The organism is Streptomyces bullii (genome assembly GCF_042657145.1).
In the GTDB taxonomy this organism is placed as follows: domain Bacteria; phylum Actinomycetota; class Actinomycetes; order Streptomycetales; family Streptomycetaceae; genus Streptomyces; species Streptomyces bullii.
Window position 1 is genome coordinate 156,865 of record NZ_JBHSNY010000009.1, and the last position, 18,717, is coordinate 175,581.

The following is an 18,717-nucleotide window of genomic DNA, read 5'->3' on the forward strand; positions in this document are numbered from 1 at the left end:
TGTACGGCAATCGCAAGGCCCACGGCACCTCCCCGATCCGGTTCGTCTCCGCGCTCCTGCTCGCCTCGGCCACCGTCCTCGCCGGCTGCGAACGCGGCTCGCCGTCGGGCCCGGGCGACTCGACGACCGGTCCGAGCGGCTGCCCGGCAGCACAGGCGAAGGCCCAGTCCGCCGTGAGACAGGCGGAGCGGACCGACGCCCCGTGGAACGGACCGACCAGCGGCCCCACGGCGGTGTCCGGCAGGACCCTCGTCTACGTCGCCCAGACCATGACGAACCCCGGAGTCGCGGGCGCCGCGAACGGCGTACGCGAAGCCGCGCGGGTCATCGGCTGGAACGTCCGGGTCATCGACGGCGGCGGCACCCCCGCCGGCATCCAGGCGGCGATGAGCGAGGCCGTGGCCCTCAAGCCCTCGGGCATCGTCATCGGCGGGTTCGACCCCCACACGACCTCCCGGCAGGTCGCGCAGGCCGACGCCGCGGGCATTGCGCTCATCGGCTGGCACGCGGTCCCGGCACCGGGTCCCAGCCGACGGCCCAAGCTCTTCACCAACGTCACCACCCGGGTCGAGGACGTGGCCCGCATCAGCGCGCAGTGGGTCATCCTGCACTCCGGCGGCCGCTCCGGCGTCGTCCTCTTCACCGACGACTCGATCCCCTTCGCCAGGAACAAGTCGGATCTGATCGGCAGGGAACTCGCCACCTGCTCGGGCGTGCGGCTCCTCGCCCGGGCCAACATCCCCATCCCCGATGCGAGCAGCCGCACACCGCAGGAGGTCTCCAGCCTCCTCTCCCGCTTCGACACCAGATGGACCCACTCCGTCGCCATCAACGACCTGTACTTCGCCGACGCCGCCCCCGCCTTCCGCGCGGCCGGCCGGGATCCGTCCGGACCGCCCTTCAACATCGGCGCCGGCGACGGCGACCCCTCCGCCTTCCAGCGCATCAACAGCGGCCGGTACCAATCCGCCACCGTGCCCGAGCCGTTGTCGCTGCAGGGCTGGCAGATCGTCGACGAGTTCAACCGAGCGTTCTCCGGCCGGCCGGCCAGCGGATATGTCGCCCCCGTCCACATCTCCACGGCCGACAACAGCGACGGTGCCACGACCTGGGATCCGTCGGGCTACCGGGAGGCGTACCGGGGGATCTGGGGCAGGTGACGAACTGATGAGCGGGCCGAGGGTGTTCGCGCTCCTGCGGCGGATCGTGGATGGCCGTCGTCACCCACCCCTTCGCAGGGGAGCACGGTCAGCTGCCGCTGGTGGCCCTGGCCATGGGCGCGGGCGCCCTCGCGCTGTCCACATCAACGACGCCGGGTACTGGATGTTCACCAAGCTCGCCGGCCTCGACGTGGCGGCGGGCCTGCGCACCTGGACGGTCCTGACGACCGTCATGGGATGCGCGGGCTTCGTGCTCACCACGGTGCTGTGGCCGTTGCTCTGAGCGGACGTGTCGGCTCGAAGGGCCGTGGAGGCGCGCGGACCGAGGGAGTCCCCACCTGAGGGTCGCGGTGGCCCGAGGCCGCGGCTCGGCGGCCCGCCGGGGATCTGTCCGGCGGGCCGCGCGGCACCCACGGCGCAGGCAGCGGCCCGTGGGGGCACGCAGCGAGGTGCGCCACTCAGGTGCCGTGACACACCGGCCCCGCCCGGCGGGCGCCGTGGCTGGTTACTGGGTCAGCTCGTGATGGGCGGCTCGGTGTGCGGCGACGGCCATGACGACGACGGAGACCAGGACGATACCGGCGCCGACGAAGAGAGGTGCGGTGTAGCCGAGGCCTGCCGTGATCGCCAGGCCTCCGGACCAGGCGCCGAGGGCGTTGCCGACGTTGGACGCGGACACGTTGGCGCCGGCGGCCAGTGCCGCCCCCTGCGCGAAGTCGGTGACGCGTGTGATCATGCCGGGGACGCTGGCGAACCCGAACACACCCAGCAGAAAGACCAGGATCACCGACGCTGTGGCGCTGTGGGCCAGCAGACCGAACGCGACCAGGGTGCCGGTGAGGCCGACCAGAGCCAGGACCAGCGCGCGGTCCCGGTCATGGTCGGCCGCCCGGCCGCCGATCAGGTTCCCGACGACCAGACCGACGCCGTACACCATGAGCAACCAGGCGACGTCCGCGGGGGAGAAGCCACCGACCTCGGTGAACGTGTAGGCGATGTAACTGAACGCGCCGAACATGCCGCCGTAACTGAGTGCGGTGGCCGCCAGGGTCAGCCAGACCTGCCCGGACCGCAACGCGCCGACCTGGGCCCGCAGGCTGCTGGGAGGTATCGGTGCCGAACGGCACGACACCGTCGGCGACGGCGTCTCTCCCGCCCCTGCGGGTACGAGGGCGACGATCCCCGCCAGCGCGAGTACGCCGATGCCGGTGACCGCCCAGAACGCCGCCCGCCAGCCCCAGCGCTCACCGACCAGCGCGCCGAACGGCACGCCCAGGACGTTCGCGACCGTCAGCCCGGCGAACATGACGGCCACCGCACGGGACTTCTTCTCCGGCCCGACCAGAGCGCGCGCGACCAGCGAGCCGATACCGAAGAACGAACCGTGGCACAGCGCCGCGACGATCCGCCCGAGCAGCATCACCTGATAGTTCGGCGCGATCGCGGACAGCAGGTTGCCGATGACGAACAGGACCACCAGGCCGACCAGGACCTGCTTGCGGGGCAGCCGTGCCGTCGCCGCGGTCAGCGCGATCGCGCCGACCGCGACGCTCAACGCGTAACCGGAGATGAGCCATCCCGCGGCCGCCTCGGAGACCGCGAAAGTCGACGCCACCTGGGGTAACAGCCCCGCGATCAGAAACTCGGTGAGACCGATGCCGAAGCCGCCAAGCGCCAGCGCGATGAGTGCAGTCGGCATTCGTCCCTCTCCGGTCCCGTGCTCAACTACCCCAGCATGCCCAGGAGTTCGCTTGAGAAACAGATGTCTCGTACGGTCGGGCTCGCGGATGCAGCCGTTGAACACGGCGGTGCGACGCAGTTGTCCGGCGCACCACCGGAAGTGCCCGTCGCTGTCGTCCAGGCCGGACAGGTCGTAGGTGATGAGGGCGTAGGCGGCCTGGTAGGCGGTGAGGGCGGCGGGTTCGTACCCGAGCTCGTGCCGAGCATGGGGCCAGCAGCCGCACCTGCCCGGCCGAGTCCGTGGGCGACTTAACTCGGCGGCTTCTGAAGGCGAGCGCGGGTCGCAGACTTCTGTGGAGAGCAGGAGCAGGAGCAGGCGGGCAGGGGCAGGAGTCGGCCCTGGAGTGCGCGGACCGTCACGGCCGGGGATCCTGCCGGACTTTCGGCCCCCAGTCCGCCGACACCTCGGCCAGGCAGTGGGAGCACAGAGGGTTGCCGCCGTGGCCGTAACGATGCGTCCTGCGGTGGCACCTGGCGCACCGGCCGACCTCGTCGGCCCGGCACGTCAGGGCCGAGGGGTCGGGCTCCGTCGGTGGGGGAGCGGGCTCAGTCATCGGTGGGTTCCCGGTCCGGGCGTGCGGCGGTTCCCGTCTGGAGCGGGGAGTGGACGCGAGGGCCGCCGACCGCGGCGCCGGGGTGCACGTCCGCCCTCTCTCAGTCGACCGGCCATGTGTGGACCGGGGCGTTGAGGTGCATGTAGTCCGTGTACAGCTGAGTCATCCGCCGCAGGGCCTCATGGCGGCCGGAGTGGGTGGAGCTGTCGATGTGGTGGAACATCTCCTTCTGCCAGACCGCTCCGTTGCGGGCGGTGACGCACCGCTGCTCGATGATGCCGAGCAGCGGCTCCCGCCAGGCCTCGTCCATGCCGGAGCGCTCCAGCCCCCGGTGCGCCAGCGGCAGCAGACGCCGCAGGACGAGTTCGGACGCCGGCACCTCGCCCATCCCAGGCCAGTACAGCCGTGCGTCGATGCCGTGCCGCGCCGCCGTGTGCAGATTGTCCTCGGCAGCCGCGAACGACATCCGGGACCAGACCGGCCGCTCCTCCTCCACCAGGGCGCGAGTGAGCCCGTAGTAGAAGGCGCCGTTGGCGAGGGTGTCGGCGACGGTCGGGCCCGCGGGCAGCACACGGTTCTCCACCCTCAGGTGCGGCTTCTCGTGGGCGACGGCGTAGACCGGTCGGTTCCAGCGGTAGATCGTGCCGTTGTGCAGGGTGAGTTCGGCCAGTTCGGGGATGTCGCCTCGGTCGAGCGTCTCCGCGGGCTCCTGCTCGTCGCACAGGGGCAGCAGTGCGGGGAAGTAGCGCAGGTTCTCCTCGAAGAGGTCGAAGACGCTGTTGATCCACCGCTCCCCGAACCACACCCGCGGCCGCACCCCCTGCACCCTGATCTCCTGCGGCCGGGTGTCGGTGGCCTGCTCGAACAGCGGGATACGGGTCTCGTGCCACAGCTCCTTGCCCAGCAGGAACGGTGAGTTGGCCGCCAGCGCAACCTGGACTCCGGCGATAGCCTGCGCCGCGTTCCAGTAGCCGGCGAACTCGTCCGGGGACACCTGGAGGTGGAACTGGGTGCTCGTGCAGGCGGCTTCCGGAGTGATCGTGTCCGCGTAGGTCCGCAGCCTGTCGACGCCGTCGACCTCGATGTGCAGGTCCTCGCCCCGGGCGGCGAAGATCTGGTCGTTGAGCAGTCGGTACCGGGGGTTCTCCGACAGTGCCGCCCCGCCGACGTCCCGCCGCCGGAGCGTGGGCAGGATGCCGATCATGATGAGATGGGCGCCGACCGACCTGGCGCGTTGCTCGGCGTGGTTGAGCGCGGCGCGGATCTCCGACTCCCAGTCGTCGGGGCCGCCGGCCGTCAGACGGCGGGGCGGAATGTTGATCTCGAGGTTGAACCTGCCCAGCTCCGTGGACCAGGCGGGGTCGGCGATCGCCTCCAGCACGTCGCTGTTGCGCATCGCCGGTTCCGCCTGGTCGTCGATCAGGTTGAGCTCGATCTCCAGGCCCACCTGGGGGCGCTCGTACTCGAACCGTGACTCGCGAAGCATCTGTGCCAGCGCGTCGAGGCACTCCTGCATCTTGATCCGGTACCGGCGGCGGTCCTCGCGGGTGAAGACCAGTGCTGGAACGTCCCGTCCCATGGGCCCTCCAGGCTCCCCCCTGGGACACCTCTTTCCCACCCAGCGTCGCACCACCGGGCGGCCCTGACCATGCGGGACGGCCACCGCCGACGCCCAAAGACGGCGCTGCCCCAAGACGGCTACCAGGACGGCGGCGAAGACCGCGGCGACCGGGAAGCCGGGCCACCGGAACCTCCGTGTCGCAGGCCCGCAGGCCGCTTGCTCGCGCCGGGCGCCCGGCGCACGCTGGTCGTATGGGTGCGCGCGACGGTCCGACGCTCATCACCTCCGTGCAACGGGCCTTCCGGTTGCTGGAAGCGGTGAGCACGCACGAGAACGGCGCGCCGGCCAAGCAGCTGGCACGCGAGACGGGCCTGCCCCTGGCCACCGCCTATCACCTGCTGCGGACACTGGTGCACGACGGATACGTCAGGAAACTCGACGACGGCGGGTTCGTCCTGGGCGACAAGCTGCAGACGCTGCACGTGACGGGCCGTGGCCAGGCGCGGCTCAGCCGGGTACGCCCCACACTCGCCGCTCTGCGCGACGAGCTCGCCACGGCCGCCTACCTCACCTTCTACGAGGAGGGTGAGATCCGGGTCGCCGAGATCGTCGACGGCCCCCGGACACCCCGGGTCGACCTCTGGGTGGGATTCCAGGACGCCGGGCACGCCACCGCCCTCGGCAAAACCGTCCTGCGGGAACTGGACGAGGAGTCCCGCCTGGACTACCTCTCCCGGCACCACCTGGCGGACCTCACGCCACGGACCATCACCAGCCCTCCGGAACTGCTCCGCCGCATCGACTCCTCACCCATGGCCCCGGCTGTCACGGACCTGGAGGAGTACTCCCTCGGCACGGTCTGCGTCGCCGTACCCGTCTACAGCGGGGATGTGCTCGGCTCGCTCGGCGTCTCGCTGTCGGCGGACCGGCTCTCCCGGCTGGAGGAGATCCGGGCGCGGCTGCTGCCGGTCGCGAGCCGTGTGACCAGGGCCCTGTCACTCACTATGTGAAATCCCCGTCCTTGTGCAGCCCGCCCCGACCGCCTTTCCTGGAGGAAACAGACATGTCGGGCGGTGACTCCGGCATGCGTATCCCGCATACGGATGAGGACCGCGGAAGAAGTATGAGTGAGGCCCGAGACCACGGCGGCGACCCCTGGCCCGTACGGCCGATCACGAACTTCCTGGCCGCTCTTGTCGGGTACGTCCGAAGACGCGACCAGCTGACCGCCGGCATCCCTGTACTGCCCGTACTGATCGTCTCCCTCGTCGTGCTCGCCGACCTCTCCGGCGGAGCGGGGATGATCTGGCTGCCCCTTCTCGCGGTGGGGCCGGCGCTGGCCGCCACCACCAACGAACCGCGCGGTGTCCTCTGCGTCGGCCTCTTCGCCGCGGTGCTCGGGGCGGTGCTCGGCACCCGTGACGGTGTTCCGGGCCGCGAACTGGCGGCCGTGCTGTCCGCCCTGATGGCCGTCACCCTGGCCAGCGGCCTGGCCAGCGCGCTGCGACGGCGTCGGGAACGGGTACTCGCCGCCGTCCGCTCGGTCGCGGAGACCGCTCAGCACGCCCTTCTCAAGCCCGTACCGCAGACCGTCGGCCCGTTCCGGGTGGCCGTGCGCTACAGCGCCGCCGCGGCGGAGGCCCGTATCGGCGGGGACCTCTACGCGCTGGTGTCCACGCCCCACGGGATACGACTGATCGTCGGCGACGTGCGCGGCAAGGGGCTGCCCGCGGTGGGGACCGCCGCGCTCGTCCTCGGTGTCTTCCGGGAGGCCGCCTACGACGAACCCGATCTGCTCGCGGTGGTCGGCAGGATCGAGCGGAGCCTGGCCCGCAACCTCGGACAGGACGACTTCGTCACCGCCGTCGTCGCGGGGTACCCGACGGCAGGCCGGCTGCACGTGGTCAACTGCGGGCACGCGCCCCCGCTGCTGGTGCGCGCCTGCGGAGGCGTCGTCGCGGTCGACCCCCCGCATCCGGCCCCGCCGCTCGGGCTGCGCGGCCTCGCGGACGAGACCCCCGCCCTTCAGGAACTGCCGTTCGCCGACGGGGACCAACTGCTGCTCTTCACGGACGGGGTCACGGAGGCCCGGAACGCCGACCGGGAGTTCTACCCGCTTGCCGAAGGGCTGGCCCGTCACGTCTGCGACGAACCCGAGCGCACCCTCACCGCGCTCCACGGCGAACTGCTGGCACACGTCGGCGGCCGGCTGCACGACGACGCGGCGCTGCTCCTGCTCCAGAAGCCGGCTGTCGCCGTACCTCGATGAGGTGTCGTGGCACACCCCTGATGTCACACCCCCGGTGTCTCCGCCCTCCGGGCCGCCGTCCACGGCACAGTGGAGGCATGACCACAGACGACAGGAACGTACTGGCCCGGGGACGCGTGGCGACCAGGCTGCCCGCCCAGGACCTGGACCGCGCGCGGCGCTTCTACTCCGAGCGGCTCGTCTGGAGCCCGTCGACGAACGGCCCGGTGGGTTGCTGTACCGGTGCGGAGACATGGAGTTCGCGGTGTTCCAGTCGACGGGTGCCTCACCCGGCACCTTCACGCAGATGGGGTGGCAGGTCGATGACATCGACGAGGCCGTCTCGGAGCTCAAACGGCGCGGCGTGACCTTCGAAGAGGTGGACGTACCCGGCTTTCGGACGAGGGACGGGATCGCCGAGATCGAAGGGAACTACCCGACCAAGGGGGCACGGGGTGATCGCGCCGCCTGGTTCCGCGACAGCGAGGGCAACGTGCTGGGCATCGGGGAGCCGGTCCTCTGACCCTGCCCAGGCCCGCCCCGCATGCACGCGAAACGCACGTCGAACGTACGCGGGACGTACGTTTCCTGGGATAGGGTGGCGGCCGGAGGTGCCGCATGTCCGAGTTGTTCGACGCGGTAGACGCGCTGGTCGCGTCCAGGTCCCCGCTGCCGCCGCCCGAGGAGCGCAGGCGGCTGCGGAAGGCCCACGGCCTGACGGTCGAAGAAGTGGCAGCGGCACTGAAGGTGCGCCGTGCCACGGTGAGCGGCTGGGAGGCCGGCAAGACGGAGCCGCGCCCGCCGGAGCGCGACGCGTACGCGCGGCTGCTGAACAAGCTCGCGGAGCTCTACCCCGCCTCCCTCACGCCCCCGCAGGACACCGGTGCGCCCGAGACGTCCCCCGGTACGCCCACACCGGTGCCGGACGCGCGCACTGAGGCGACGGGCCGGACCGCCGACGCGACCAGGACGGCCAGGACCGAGGGGGGCGCTGCGCCCCGCCCCGCCGTCCCCGCCCGCACCAGGGACACCGCCGTCCCGTCCGCTGCCGCGTCTGCTGCATCTGCCGCGCGTCCGCCGCGCACCCCCGGCCCGACCTCGACGTCACGGCGCCCGGCCGTGAAGAACCCTGCGCCGGCCGGCACCCCGGTGACCGGCACCGACGCGCGCTTCGAGAACGGTCCGCTCGCGGTCGTCGACGTCGACGCCGACGGCCAGGTCCTCGCGTACTGCGTCGGTGGCCTGGTCCTGGACGTACCCGCGAAGTCCCTGCCGTCCCTGGTCGACTGGACGCTGCGGGAGGCCAGGCTGGGGCAGCCGAAGCTGTCCGGCTCGGGCAAGGACGCCGACCCGCTGCTCGTGCTCACCGAGGCCGCGTGCGAGCGCTACGGCCTGCCGGCGACCCTCAGCGAGGACGAACGCCTGGCCGGGCGGCTCCCGGAAGGACACAAGGTCGTCAAGCAACTGCTGCGCGCGGAATGGAAGTTGACCAAGCGGGGCTTCGGGCCGTGGGCGCGGATCTACCGCCCCGCGCAGGGCTCGGAGCGCGCCTGCGTGCAGCTGTGCATCCCGTCGTGGCACGCGCTCGATGCCCGCCACTGGGGCGACGCCGCCCAGCTTCCGCCGGCGGACCTCGCCCGGCTCCTGGGCACCTACGCGGCCCGGGTGATCACGCCGCGCGGGTCGACCGCCGTGACCGGCCTGGAGCTGATGACCGCCCTGCACCCGCCGACCCGCGCCTCCGAGCCGGACGAGGCGGGCAGGCGGCACAGCGAGCACAACCCTGGCTCGCTGGGGAAGGACCCGGTCGACCCGGCGCCGTGCGAGGCCCCCGACGGACACCCGATCCTCAAGGACCTGCCCCGCTTCCACCGCCGTACCCCGGCCGAGGTCCTGTTCGAGGAGGCGTACGACTGGGCGCGGCCGCTCACCGACGACGAATGCATGCGGCAGTTCCTGGTCGGCATCGACGTCAACATGGCCTTCGCCGCAGGCGCCAACGGTCTGACCGTGGGCCTCGGCGCGCCGACCCACGTCACACGGCCCGCGTTCGACCCGAAGCTGCCCGGCTCCTGGCTGGTCGACCTGTCCCACGTCGACCTGTCCCGCGTGAAGCTCGGCAAGGAGTGGGTGCATCTCCACGGCGACCTGCTGCCCAGCCCGTTCACCCCGACCGGCGACCGCCCCGAGGGACCGGCCTGGTACGCCACGCCGACCGTCGCCTACGCCGTCGAGCTCGGCTACGACGTCGCCCCGACCGAGGGTTACGTCCGCCACGAGAACGGCCGCTACCTGGACGCCTGGTACAGCCGCCTGCGTGACGCCTACGTCCACACGATGGCCGACCTGGGCGTGCCCGCCGACGCGAGCCCGGAGGAGTTCCTGGCCGCGATGGACGGCTACCGGGAGCGTGACCCGGAGCTGGCGATCGTGGTGTCCGCGATCAAGGCGACCGTGAAGGGCGGCATCGGAAAATTGCGTGAGCGCCCTCGCGGCGAGCGCTGGAAGCCCGGTCAGCCGTGGCGGGCCCTGTCCCGGCCGACGTGGCGTCCGGACATCCGCGCAGCGGTCATCTCCCGTACGCGCGTCAACATGCACCGCAAGATCGTCAGGCACGCGGCGTTCACCGGGCAGTACCCGGTCGCGATCCTCTCGGACTGCGCCGTGTACGCCGCCGACGGGCCCTCCCCGCTGGACTTCCTGCCCTACCGGGACGGCAAGCCGCTGCCGGGCGGGTGGCGGCTCGGCGTCAGCCCCGGGATGGTCAAGCACGAGGGCACACAGACGGTGCTGTGGGGCGAAGGGGTCCGGGAACAGTTCGAGGCGCCCGAGCTCAACCTCGCCCGGTACATCAAGACCGGCGAGGTCACCCCACACGACAACGGGGAGTAGGCGGCCGCGATGAGCATGTTCGGGGACGGCCTGGACAAGGCGGTGCAGGGGGCGTTCACCCGTCCGATCCCGAAGTCGGCCGGCGCGCAGATGCGGTACCTGGTCAAGCAGCTCAAGGGCACCAGGGCCGTCGCCCGGATGCTGCGGGTCTCCCAGCGCACCGTCGAACGGTACGTGAAGGACCAGCTCAAAAAGCCCCGCCCTGACCTCGCCGCCCGACTGGAGGCCGAGGTCAGGAAGCGGTGGCAGCCGCAGATCCGCGCCCGGGCCAGACAGCGGGCGGCGACCACCGACGGCATCGTCATCGACACCCGCGCCCGGATCGGCTACACCGCCCCGATCGGCTCCACCGACGACGCCCGCCTCCGGCATCTCACCGTCGCCCTCCCCCCGCAGTACGCCGCCCGCCTCTTCGAGGCGCGGGAGCAGGGCGCCACGGAGCAGCGCCTGCGGGAGATCGCCGCCGAAGGGCTCAGGGACGTCTACTTCCAGGACGGCGGCCGCCGCGCCGGCATGCTGGAAGAGGTGCGCTTCACCGACATCGAACACGTCGAGTTCGACCTGTAGGGGTCTTGTTGCCTGGGCCTGGCAAACCCGGTGGGTCGTGCGCTGCCGGCAGCGGGCATGGGCGACCCTCGGCGGACGTGCTCCAATTGGCGTGCGAGCGCTGCGCGGGAGAGAGGACGGGGGACGGTGAGGTCGTCGGGCCGCAGGGCGACGCGGAGCGTGGCATGGCTGCTGGTCGGTGTCGTGTGTCTCGTCCTGGGGACGGTGTCGGCCTGGGAGATCGGCGGAGCGCTGGAGCGGGAGCGCGAGTTCCGTGCGGCGCCGTCGTGTGTCTCCGTGCCCGTGAGGGCGTCGGGGTGCGTGTGGGAACAGGCATTCACCGTCCGGAAAGCCGACATGCACCGCAACGAGAGAAGCGAGCCTCCGGAGGCGGAGTTGTCGCTGCCGTCCGGCGAACCGTGGCACGTGACGTTCCGGCAGACCGACCCGGTGCTGTCCGAGATGCAGCCGAACGACAAGGTCGTCGGTCTGATCTGGCACGGGCAGGTCGTCGAGGTACGCGACACCGACGAACGGCGGCAGCAGACGTCGGCCGGCCCCCTGGGGTGGCCGGCGGACCGCCTGGGTGGCGCGCTTGCTTGCATCTCGGTCGGCCTGACGGCCCTCGTGGGAGGGCTGTGGTCCCTTCTCGCGCGGGGCAACCGGCGTCAGGCGAGGGCGGCGACCGTGGTGCGGTGGCACGGCGTCGTCATGGGCGGCGCGGCCATCCTGACGCTCTGGGCGCAGGAGGCCAACGACTGGCCCCTCTGGGCGATACCGGCGATCTGGGGGCCGCTCGCGCTGCTCGCTCTGGCTTCCCTGGTCGCCTTCACCATCGCCGCCGTACGCGGCGACCTGGATGACGACGCGCCCCCCACCCCGCAGGCAGCTCAGCCACCGTCCCCGCCGCGGATGGGCCTCCCGGCCGGCACAACGGGACCGGAGCGCCCTTCCCCTTGATGCTGCATCGGGTGGCCTCCATCGGTCCCGACGCGGTGCGTACCTCGGCCCTCGTCACTGGCCCACCCTCCCGTCGACGCACTCGCGCAACAGGTCGGCGTGCCCGCAGTGACGTGCGTACTCCTCGATCCTGTGCACCATGAGCTCCCGAACCGCGATCCGTTCCTTCCCCACCCGCTCGCTCAGGTCCCGGTGCTCGGCCAGCGCGGCGTCGGTCGCGGCCTGCTCGCGCGCCAGATCGCGGTAGGAGGCGTCGACCACGTCCTGCTCGGCGACAGCGCCGTCGAAGTCCGCGTCCCGCTCGCCGTACAGCTTCGGCAGCGGGTCACCGTCGGTGATCCAGTTGCGCCAGTCCCGTTCCACCTCCGCGAGGTGGCGGACCAGGCCGAGCAGTGACATCGTCGAGGGCGGAACCGACCGGCGGGCCAGTTGCTCCGCGTCCAGGCCGTCGCACTTCATCCGCAGGGTCATGCGGTAGTTCGTCAGGAAGTCCTGCAGCGTGGCGAGTTCGCCGTCCGGGCTGGGACCTTCGTTGTTGCGGGGGTCGTCGTCCGGGTCGGCCCACATGTCGGGGTAGACGGTCGCCTGGCTCCAGCGCGCGGGTTGGTCATTCATGCGTCGCATGGTCGTCCGTTTCGGCACGTCCCGCTACTGAGTTTCGTGCCCGAGGGGACGTCACGTGGCGGCACTTCAGAACGTGCCCCTGTGCTCAACGGTGTGATGCCCCAACTGTCGGCTGAACACCGCGCGGAAGCCGTCGAAAGCGGCGGCCAGCCCCTGTATCACCCATCGGCCTGCCGCTCCTCTCGATCAGCGTCAGCCACTGTGTCACCGCCCTCCGGCAACGGGCCTCGGCAGCCCGGTCCCGCGCCGACAGCGGCAAGGAGAGCGGCACGACCATGTACGACACGGGCCCGTTTGGACAGGCCGAGGATGCGGTGGCCCGGCAGGTAGCCGACGTGGGCGGTGCCGACGAACGGCAGCAGATGATGCTCGCACACCGACCGCACGGGAATGCTGCGGGCCAGCACCAACCTCGTCGTACTCCTCGTCGTCGGGGAAGGTGGGCAGGTCGAAGGGGCGGGGGCTGAACAGTTCGGCGTAGGCGCGGGCCATACACCCGGGGGTGCCGCGCAGGCTCTCCGTGCCGGTGTCGATGCCGAGCGCGTCAAGGAACCGCGCGGCCGCGCGTTCGGCTTCGGCCAGGTCGATGCCGCCGGGATCGTGCACGACACGCAGAGGGCTGACCGAGGGTGCCGGTGTCTGCGGCCGGGGAACGCCGGCGCCGGGCGGAGCGGGCATGTCAGCGCTCCGCGAGGTGTGGTCGGTGATCGATACGCCGAAGTTCACGACGTACTCCTCCTCTGAGGGGGACAGGGCGGCCGGACGGCGACCGGTGCGTGGACGACGACCGGTACGTCCGGAACTCGCGGGCGCCGGCGGGAGGGAGCGGGTTCCAGGCGGACACAGCAGTGGCCGGGACTGGGTGCCAGCGTGCCTGGAGAATGCCTTCTTTGAGCCGTTCGAGAACGCCGCGGAGCGGGTGGAGGTTCATGCCGCAGACGGTCTGCGTGTGTTCGCGGGCGAGCGCGTCAGGTGAGCCTCCCGCGTGACCGGGGCCGGGGCGCAGGGGTGTCATGAAGTCACTGTGAGCCGTCCAGTCGCATGAGGACGGCGTACGCCGACTCGGCCCGGCGCGCCGGTGCGGCGTCGGGGCGTGCGTGGTCCAGGAAGCTCCGCGTCCCGCCGTGGTGGAGAATCCGGCCGCCGTCCATGAGGGTGACGGTGTCGGCTTCGTCGGCAAGGTCGGCGATGTCGTGCGTCGACATCAGGACCGGGGTCTTCGCCGCGACCTCCCGCAGCACGTCACGGAAGACAGTGCGCTGGTGCGGGTCGAGTCCGGCCGTCGGCTCGTCCAGCAGGATGACGCGCGCGTCATGGGCGAGGGCGCAGGCGATGCCGACACGGCGGAGCTGTCCCCCGGAGAGCCTCGCCGTCTTCCGGCCGGCCTGTTCGGTGAGGCCGACCTGGTCGAGGGCCGCCCCGGCACGCTCCCAGGCGCGGGAGCGGCTCTCACCCTTCAGCCAGGCGACGTACGCCACATACTCGCGAGCGGTCAACTGCCGGGAAGAGGGCACCCGTTGAGGCAGCCACGCCACGTGTCGGCGGTATCCACGGCTGGCGGAGGTGAGATCCGTGCCGCTGAACAGGACCCTGCCCGCCCTCGGTGCGACCGTTCCGGCGAGCAGCGCCATCGTGGTGGACTTGCCCGCCCCGTTGGGTCCCAGCAGGATCGTCAGGCCTTCCCCGGGGACCTCATAGGTGAAGCGGGACAGGACAGGACGCAGCCATCGGTGGTAGCTGAAGGTCACACGGTCGAGCAGCAGAGTCATCGGTCGATCCTTGGTGCGAAACAGATGAGGGAGAGAACCCCGGCCAGAAAGACGGCGGCAGCGCCTGCGGCAGCATGTGTGACATGGGCTTCCTCCGTGACGATCACCCATGGATAGGGATCGTTGATGCTCCGGCCTCCGAGGAACATGGAGTGAATCATCCAGAAGACCGGGAGCAGGGTCGCCCGGTGTCCGAGCAGTGGCCAGGCCCCCAGGGCGAGTCCGCAGAAGAGCAGGTTGTTGCGCGCCGCTGTCCACATAGCCTCCGGACCGAGCGGAGACATCGCCATGGCCACCGCGGACACGATCACGGCGAAGCCGGAAACCAGCGTGATGTCCCGTGCGTCGAGCCTGCGGACGGCCGACCGTTCCATGGAGGGCAGTCGCCGTTCAAGACAGACGACCAGAGCGACGGAGGGGATGAGGCAGAGGAAGTTGCTCAGCTCTGTCGGCACCGCGTAAGCACCCAGGAACGTGGGGAAGACGAGGACCACGTCCAGGGTGAGCACGACGCTGAGGACGAAGGCCACCAGGGCTCCGGGCAAGAGGCCCAGGGCTCCCCGCTGGCGCAGCCACCACATCATGGTCAGCGACCTGCCCTACAGGCGTGACGGAGCCGCTCGGCGTACCAGGCCTTCTGCTCCTGGGAGGAGAGCTTGTCCACGGTCGCCATCTCGGAGAGGAGCTGTTCCCGGCTCTGCCCTTGCCGGAACTGCTGGGTCTCACGGGACAGCCAGGCCAGGTACTCGCTCTCCACCCCTGCCGTCCGGGCGGCCCAGAGCGTGTTGTAGTGCAGAGCGTTCCAGTCCGGTCGCGCGCAGGGCATTCCGACGACGGAAAGGGCGATGTTCTCCCGGAGGACCTCGTCCGCGTTCCCGGGCACGAGGTCGAGGACCCAGTGTTCCCCCCTGGTGTCGATCTGGTGCACATCGGCCACGCTCAGATCGGTGATGCGGTCAGGGCTCTTCGCGATGATGCCCCGGGCCTGCAATCTGCTTGTCATTCGGGCGAGTTCGGCCTGTATCTCCCCGATGTGCTCGGAGCCGGCCGACGGCAGGCAGACTTCAGGCGTGCTTCCCTCACAGGTGACGGTGGCGAGACCCTTGGCGGCAGGAGCGATCGAGCGCCAGTCCTTGGTGATGCCGTATGCGCCCAAGAGGCCACTGACCGCGATCACAAGGGCCGCGGCGACAGAGCTGACGCCGATGCGCCGGGGCGCCGCCAGGACAACACAGGCAAGAGCCAGACCGAGCGTGGGCAGAACGGCGGCTGCCGTCATGGCCGGGGAGTACGCTTCTCCGAATCCCAACCAGGCGATGGATCCCGTGACATGGTGCGCCCAGTAGCTGTCCGTCCCCAACGGGAAGCTGATCCCGATGAACACGGTCACGGCTACGAGCGGTGCGGCGTACAGCGCGTGGAATCGGCGCCCTATGACGAACCCGATCACAGCGTGCGCCGTGAGCAGGACGATGACGATGGCCATCAGGTGCAGCACGTACAGATCGGGAAGGACCCCAACCACCCACAGGCCGCCGGCCGTGATACCGGCGGTGAGGATCGTCAGGCAGAGCACCGTGATGACGATGGGCTGGACCGCGATGCGCCAGGTGGAGCGCGCGGCCCCCACCTCCCAGGTGCCGAGGGCGCGCAGCCGCGTCGCTTCGACCGCGGCCAGGCCCGCCGCAGCCGCAGCGGCCATCGGGACCGGCGCGTGCACGGCGTACGACGCGACCTGTGCGGGCCACGGCACGGCAATCAGCCGATCGATGTTCCGGGTGCTCGTGACGAAGACGAAGGCGAAGAAGAGGCCGATCACGGGAAAGGCCAGCACGGCTGGATGCGTGCGAAGAGCGGAGGAGAAGCGCATGAACCCTCGTATGGAGAACAAACCCGGGCCGCCGCACGCTGTGCGGCGGCCCGGCAGGATCAGTCAGCCAGGGTCGTGTCTACGCTGACTTTGTCAGCGGCACCCGTGCAAGCCCCGCACCCCGAACCGAGCTTGGTGACCTCGAGGTAGTAGCTGTCATAAGGCAAGTTGGACTCGGTGGCCGTGCTGGTGTATCCAGGCCCTTTAAAGCAATTGGTGAGCGTCGACGTGTCGTGCTTTACGTCACTGCCCCAGTCTATCTGCTGCCACAGCGCCACATCGACGCTGTTCGAAGTTCCTGCCTGATCACAGCCAGTGAAGTGGAACTCGTTGTACTCCTCATCGACCCACTGCTGGGAAGTGGTGCCCTGAACAAGGCTGAATGGAGACTTGCTCCAGTTGGCCCAAGCTCCCGTAGCCGTCGCGATCGTGAGTGCGGCGGCAGCTCCCGCGACGACACAGGCGTTGCGCAAACGTCTTCCCGTCAAAGGAAAACTCTCCTTGTCCTTCCGGTCTTCGAGGCCCCCCTCGAACTGGAGACCGAAAGGCTGGGTGACTGTAACACCGCCCCCGCCGCATGTCAGCCATGATCGAATAGAACCTTTCGCCAGGTGGATACAGGTTTTTACCTCCTTCGAGGTGGCGCACGCAGGCGTCCGGCCCTGTGTCGGTCGGGTGCAGCTCACCCGTTCGCAGCGCCTCGGAGGCTGAGTGGGTCAACTCGTCGCACGGAAGGTGACATGGGATTCCACTTACGCATGTATGATCTTGCAACGGGCGATCACGGTCGAGCAGTAGGCGATGGCTGCCTAGCGGTGACCGGAGAGAAGAACCCGACGCCGGTCGTCAGATTGGCGCAACAGGCGGCCGAGGTCACCAGGCCGGCCAGTCCGTCACTCACTGGGCTTTCGCTTTTTCACGTAACCGAAGGCCGCGCCATGACGGGTGCGACCACCGAGTGCCAAGCGGCGCTGAAGAAGGCAGAGGACCAGTTTGATCGCGGCGGCCGTCGGCGGTTGACGCACGGGATCACCTCGTCGGGCGTGATGTAGTCCACGGAGAGCCATGCCCCGTCAGTTGCGGGATAATGCGTACTGGGCGGCCCGAAGGCCGAGTGGATGCTGTCGGACGAGGCGCGGGCTTGAGGGTTGGGTGCGGCGCCGTTCCACCCCGCAGGCGTGGGCTTTGCGGTACCGGATCATCCCGCCTTGCGCCAGCGGGGCGTCTAACAAGGACGTGGCCGCGCAGCTCGGGTCCACCCCGCATGCGGTGGGCCGTTGGCGGGCCCGGGTTTGTGGAGCATCGGATCACCGGCCTGGGTGACATGCCGCGTTCCGGTGGGCCCAGGACGGTTCACCGACGAACAGATCGCCGCCGTGGTCACAAGAACGCTGGAGAGCACACCGAAGAGCGCCGCGCACTGGTACGACGCGGGCGATGGCAAAGGAGATGGGCCTGTCGCAGTCGACCGTGTCGCGGGGCGGGCCGTAGGCCAGCAGCACCACCGCTCGGAGACGTTCAAGCTGTCGACGGACCCGTACTGGGCCCGCCCGAGCGCGTTTTGGCGTTCTGCGTCGACGGGAAGTCGCAGATCCGGGCTCTGGAACGTGGACCTTTGAGCACCCTGGCCGCCGAACGGCTGGACCTCGGCGCGGCGCAGACCCATGACCCCGACGCCGCCACACCGCGCTGCGGCTGCGGATCCAAGGCGTTCATCGACCGTCATCTCGGACACCCGGACCTGTCCCCGCGGACCATCGCCGCCGCGCACCACCTGTCTGCGCGCCAGGTACACCGGCTCTTTGAGGCGCAGGGCACCACGGTCAGCCGCTGGCTCCAGCACCGCCGCCTTGAGGCGTGCGCGCCCGACGCCGACGGCCTCGTGGTCGCCGCCGTCGCCAACTGCTTCGGCTTCGCCGGCCACGCCCACTTCAGCCGGGTCGCCCGGCGGCCTATGGGATGTCACCCAGTGAATGGCGCGCTGTGCGGCTTAAGAGGGCATGCGGGCGCGCGACAGGGGATCACGACTGCCTGGCCGCCTGACCTGTGATGCGTCGCGCCGTTGCCCCGCTGGCATGGTGTGGTTCGATCTGATCGGCAGCTCTCCTTTCGCCGATCAGAACACGTGCCGGTCATACGCCGCCATGGGCCGCCGGTGACCGGCGATGCGGGAGGTGGGCGGCCGTGCGGTGCCCGGCATGACAAGCTGTGACTCCATTGCCCGAACCAGGAGGTCACCATGACCGCAGAAACTCCATCACAAGAAGGTTCGGAGCCGGCTGACGCCGGGAGCCGTGCCCTGGCGCCTGACGATGACGGCCAGTACGACCTGAAGAGCAAGTTCCGGGAGGCGCTGGCGCGTAAGCGAGGCAAGCAGGCGGAGGCCGCGGCCGTCACTGCGAACACCGACGCCTCGAAGGTCCGCGGCGAGCACGGCCCGGCCGCGAGCCAGCGGTCGTTCCGGCGGAAGAGCGGCGGCTGAGGTCGAACCGCCGCCGGATGAAACTCCGCGAGACCCCGCCCGGCCGCCTTGACGGTGGCCGGGCGAGACCGGTTCGAAGAAGCCCGGCGCATCGGTTCACGCAGGGCCGGAAGGCCCGACGGTCGGGAACACCGCCCCGCTGGACGTCGTCCAGCGGGGCGGAATGCTGCGAAAGGGCGGGAACTGCGTGCGGGCGCGTGGTCTGCCGGTCAGCCCGGCGTCGAGGCGAGCCAGCGTCGCGACCAGCCCCACGGAACAAGCGCACGGAGGCGAGGCGGCCCGGGCCTCGGAGGCGTGGCCGAGCCGTGCCG

17 protein-coding genes and 2 pseudogenes are annotated in these 18,717 nt (G+C 70.5%); 11 read left to right on the forward strand and 8 right to left on the reverse strand.

What is annotated here, in order from left to right:
- Positions 1–35 precede the first annotated feature (35 nt).
- Together ACFPZJ_RS25765 and ACFPZJ_RS25770 are read left to right on the forward strand one after the other, a co-directional pair.
- Positions 36–1,160 carry a substrate-binding domain-containing protein gene (locus ACFPZJ_RS25765; protein WP_381026672.1) on the forward strand — a complete coding sequence of 375 codons (1,125 nt, stop codon included), beginning with the start codon at positions 36–38 and terminating at the stop codon, positions 1,158–1,160.
- Between the two features lie 163 nt (positions 1,161–1,323).
- On the forward strand, positions 1,324–1,443 hold the full coding sequence (locus tag ACFPZJ_RS25770) for a hypothetical protein (RefSeq protein WP_381026109.1): 120 nt from the start codon (positions 1,324–1,326) through the stop codon (positions 1,441–1,443).
- Between the two features lie 222 nt (positions 1,444–1,665).
- Here ACFPZJ_RS25770 and ACFPZJ_RS25775 read toward each other — a convergent pair whose 3' ends face one another.
- Positions 1,666–2,859 carry an MFS transporter gene (locus tag ACFPZJ_RS25775; protein WP_381026112.1) on the reverse strand — a complete coding sequence of 398 codons (1,194 nt, stop codon included), beginning with the start codon at positions 2,857–2,859 and terminating at the stop codon, positions 1,666–1,668.
- A 695-nt stretch (positions 2,860–3,554) separates the two neighbouring features.
- Complete coding sequence (locus ACFPZJ_RS25780) at positions 3,555–5,033, reverse strand: glutamate-cysteine ligase family protein (protein WP_381026115.1); 1,479 nt, start codon at positions 5,031–5,033, stop codon at positions 3,555–3,557.
- A 233-nt stretch (positions 5,034–5,266) separates the two neighbouring features.
- Between ACFPZJ_RS25780 and ACFPZJ_RS25785 the strand changes: the two genes are divergently transcribed.
- The 6 genes and pseudogenes from ACFPZJ_RS25785 to ACFPZJ_RS25810 all read left to right on the forward strand — a co-directional run bounded on the left by ACFPZJ_RS25785 (position 5,267) and on the right by ACFPZJ_RS25810 (position 11,661).
- Positions 5,267–6,025, forward strand: a complete 759-nt coding sequence (locus tag ACFPZJ_RS25785) for an IclR family transcriptional regulator (protein WP_381026116.1) — start codon at positions 5,267–5,269, stop codon at positions 6,023–6,025.
- 113 nt (positions 6,026–6,138) lie between these two features.
- Positions 6,139–7,284, forward strand: a complete 1,146-nt coding sequence (locus ACFPZJ_RS25790) for a PP2C family protein-serine/threonine phosphatase (RefSeq protein ID WP_381026119.1) — start codon at positions 6,139–6,141, stop codon at positions 7,282–7,284.
- Between the two features lie 77 nt (positions 7,285–7,361).
- Positions 7,362–7,786 (forward strand): annotated as a pseudogene (locus tag ACFPZJ_RS25795) (VOC family protein).
- 95 nt (positions 7,787–7,881) lie between these two features.
- Positions 7,882–10,155 carry a telomere-associated protein Tap gene (gene tap / locus ACFPZJ_RS25800; protein ID WP_381026122.1) on the forward strand — a complete coding sequence of 758 codons (2,274 nt, stop codon included), beginning with the start codon at positions 7,882–7,884 and terminating at the stop codon, positions 10,153–10,155.
- A gap of 9 nt (positions 10,156–10,164) precedes the next feature.
- Positions 10,165–10,722, forward strand: a complete 558-nt coding sequence (tpg, locus tag ACFPZJ_RS25805; protein WP_381026125.1) for a telomere-protecting terminal protein Tpg — start codon at positions 10,165–10,167, stop codon at positions 10,720–10,722.
- A gap of 159 nt (positions 10,723–10,881) precedes the next feature.
- A complete protein-coding gene (locus ACFPZJ_RS25810) occupies positions 10,882–11,661 on the forward strand; it encodes a hypothetical protein (RefSeq protein WP_381026127.1) in 780 nt (259 codons plus the stop codon).
- A gap of 54 nt (positions 11,662–11,715) precedes the next feature.
- Here the strand turns inward: ACFPZJ_RS25810 and ACFPZJ_RS25815 are convergent, their stop codons facing one another.
- The 6 genes and pseudogenes from ACFPZJ_RS25815 to ACFPZJ_RS25840 form a co-directional block, all read right to left on the reverse strand.
- A complete protein-coding gene (locus tag ACFPZJ_RS25815; RefSeq protein ID WP_381026130.1) occupies positions 11,716–12,285 on the reverse strand; it encodes a DinB family protein in 570 nt (189 codons plus the stop codon).
- Positions 12,286–12,563: 278 nt separating this feature from the next.
- Positions 12,564–12,963, reverse strand: a pseudogene (locus ACFPZJ_RS25820) (GTP cyclohydrolase I); the annotation flags it as partial.
- Between the two features lie 341 nt (positions 12,964–13,304).
- The gene (locus tag ACFPZJ_RS25825) at positions 13,305–14,054 is read right to left on the reverse strand and encodes an ATP-binding cassette domain-containing protein (protein WP_381026133.1); all 750 of its coding nucleotides are present in this window, start codon (positions 14,052–14,054) and stop codon (positions 13,305–13,307) included.
- Positions 14,051–14,638 carry a hypothetical protein gene (locus tag ACFPZJ_RS25830; protein WP_381026134.1) on the reverse strand — a complete coding sequence of 196 codons (588 nt, stop codon included), beginning with the start codon at positions 14,636–14,638 and terminating at the stop codon, positions 14,051–14,053. Before ACFPZJ_RS25830 ends, ACFPZJ_RS25825 begins: the two co-directional genes overlap by 4 nt.
- A gap of 2 nt (positions 14,639–14,640) precedes the next feature.
- A complete protein-coding gene (locus tag ACFPZJ_RS25835; RefSeq protein ID WP_381026136.1) occupies positions 14,641–15,924 on the reverse strand; it encodes a DUF7224 domain-containing protein in 1,284 nt (427 codons plus the stop codon).
- A gap of 59 nt (positions 15,925–15,983) precedes the next feature.
- Positions 15,984–16,412 (reverse strand): hypothetical protein, encoded by a 429-nt coding sequence (locus tag ACFPZJ_RS25840; RefSeq protein WP_381026139.1) that lies wholly within the window; start codon positions 16,410–16,412, stop codon positions 15,984–15,986.
- A gap of 327 nt (positions 16,413–16,739) precedes the next feature.
- On the opposite strand from ACFPZJ_RS25840, the gene ACFPZJ_RS25845 reads away from it, so the two are divergent.
- From ACFPZJ_RS25845 to ACFPZJ_RS25855, 3 genes are all read left to right on the forward strand, one after another.
- The gene (locus ACFPZJ_RS25845) at positions 16,740–16,976 is read left to right on the forward strand and encodes a hypothetical protein (protein ID WP_381026142.1); all 237 of its coding nucleotides are present in this window, start codon (positions 16,740–16,742) and stop codon (positions 16,974–16,976) included.
- Positions 16,977–17,539: 563 nt separating this feature from the next.
- Complete coding sequence (locus ACFPZJ_RS25850; protein WP_381026145.1) at positions 17,540–17,974, forward strand: helix-turn-helix domain-containing protein; 435 nt, start codon at positions 17,540–17,542, stop codon at positions 17,972–17,974.
- A gap of 189 nt (positions 17,975–18,163) precedes the next feature.
- On the forward strand, positions 18,164–18,406 hold the full coding sequence (locus ACFPZJ_RS25855) for a DUF5302 domain-containing protein (protein ID WP_381026146.1): 243 nt from the start codon (positions 18,164–18,166) through the stop codon (positions 18,404–18,406).
- Positions 18,407–18,717: the final 311 nt, after the last annotated feature.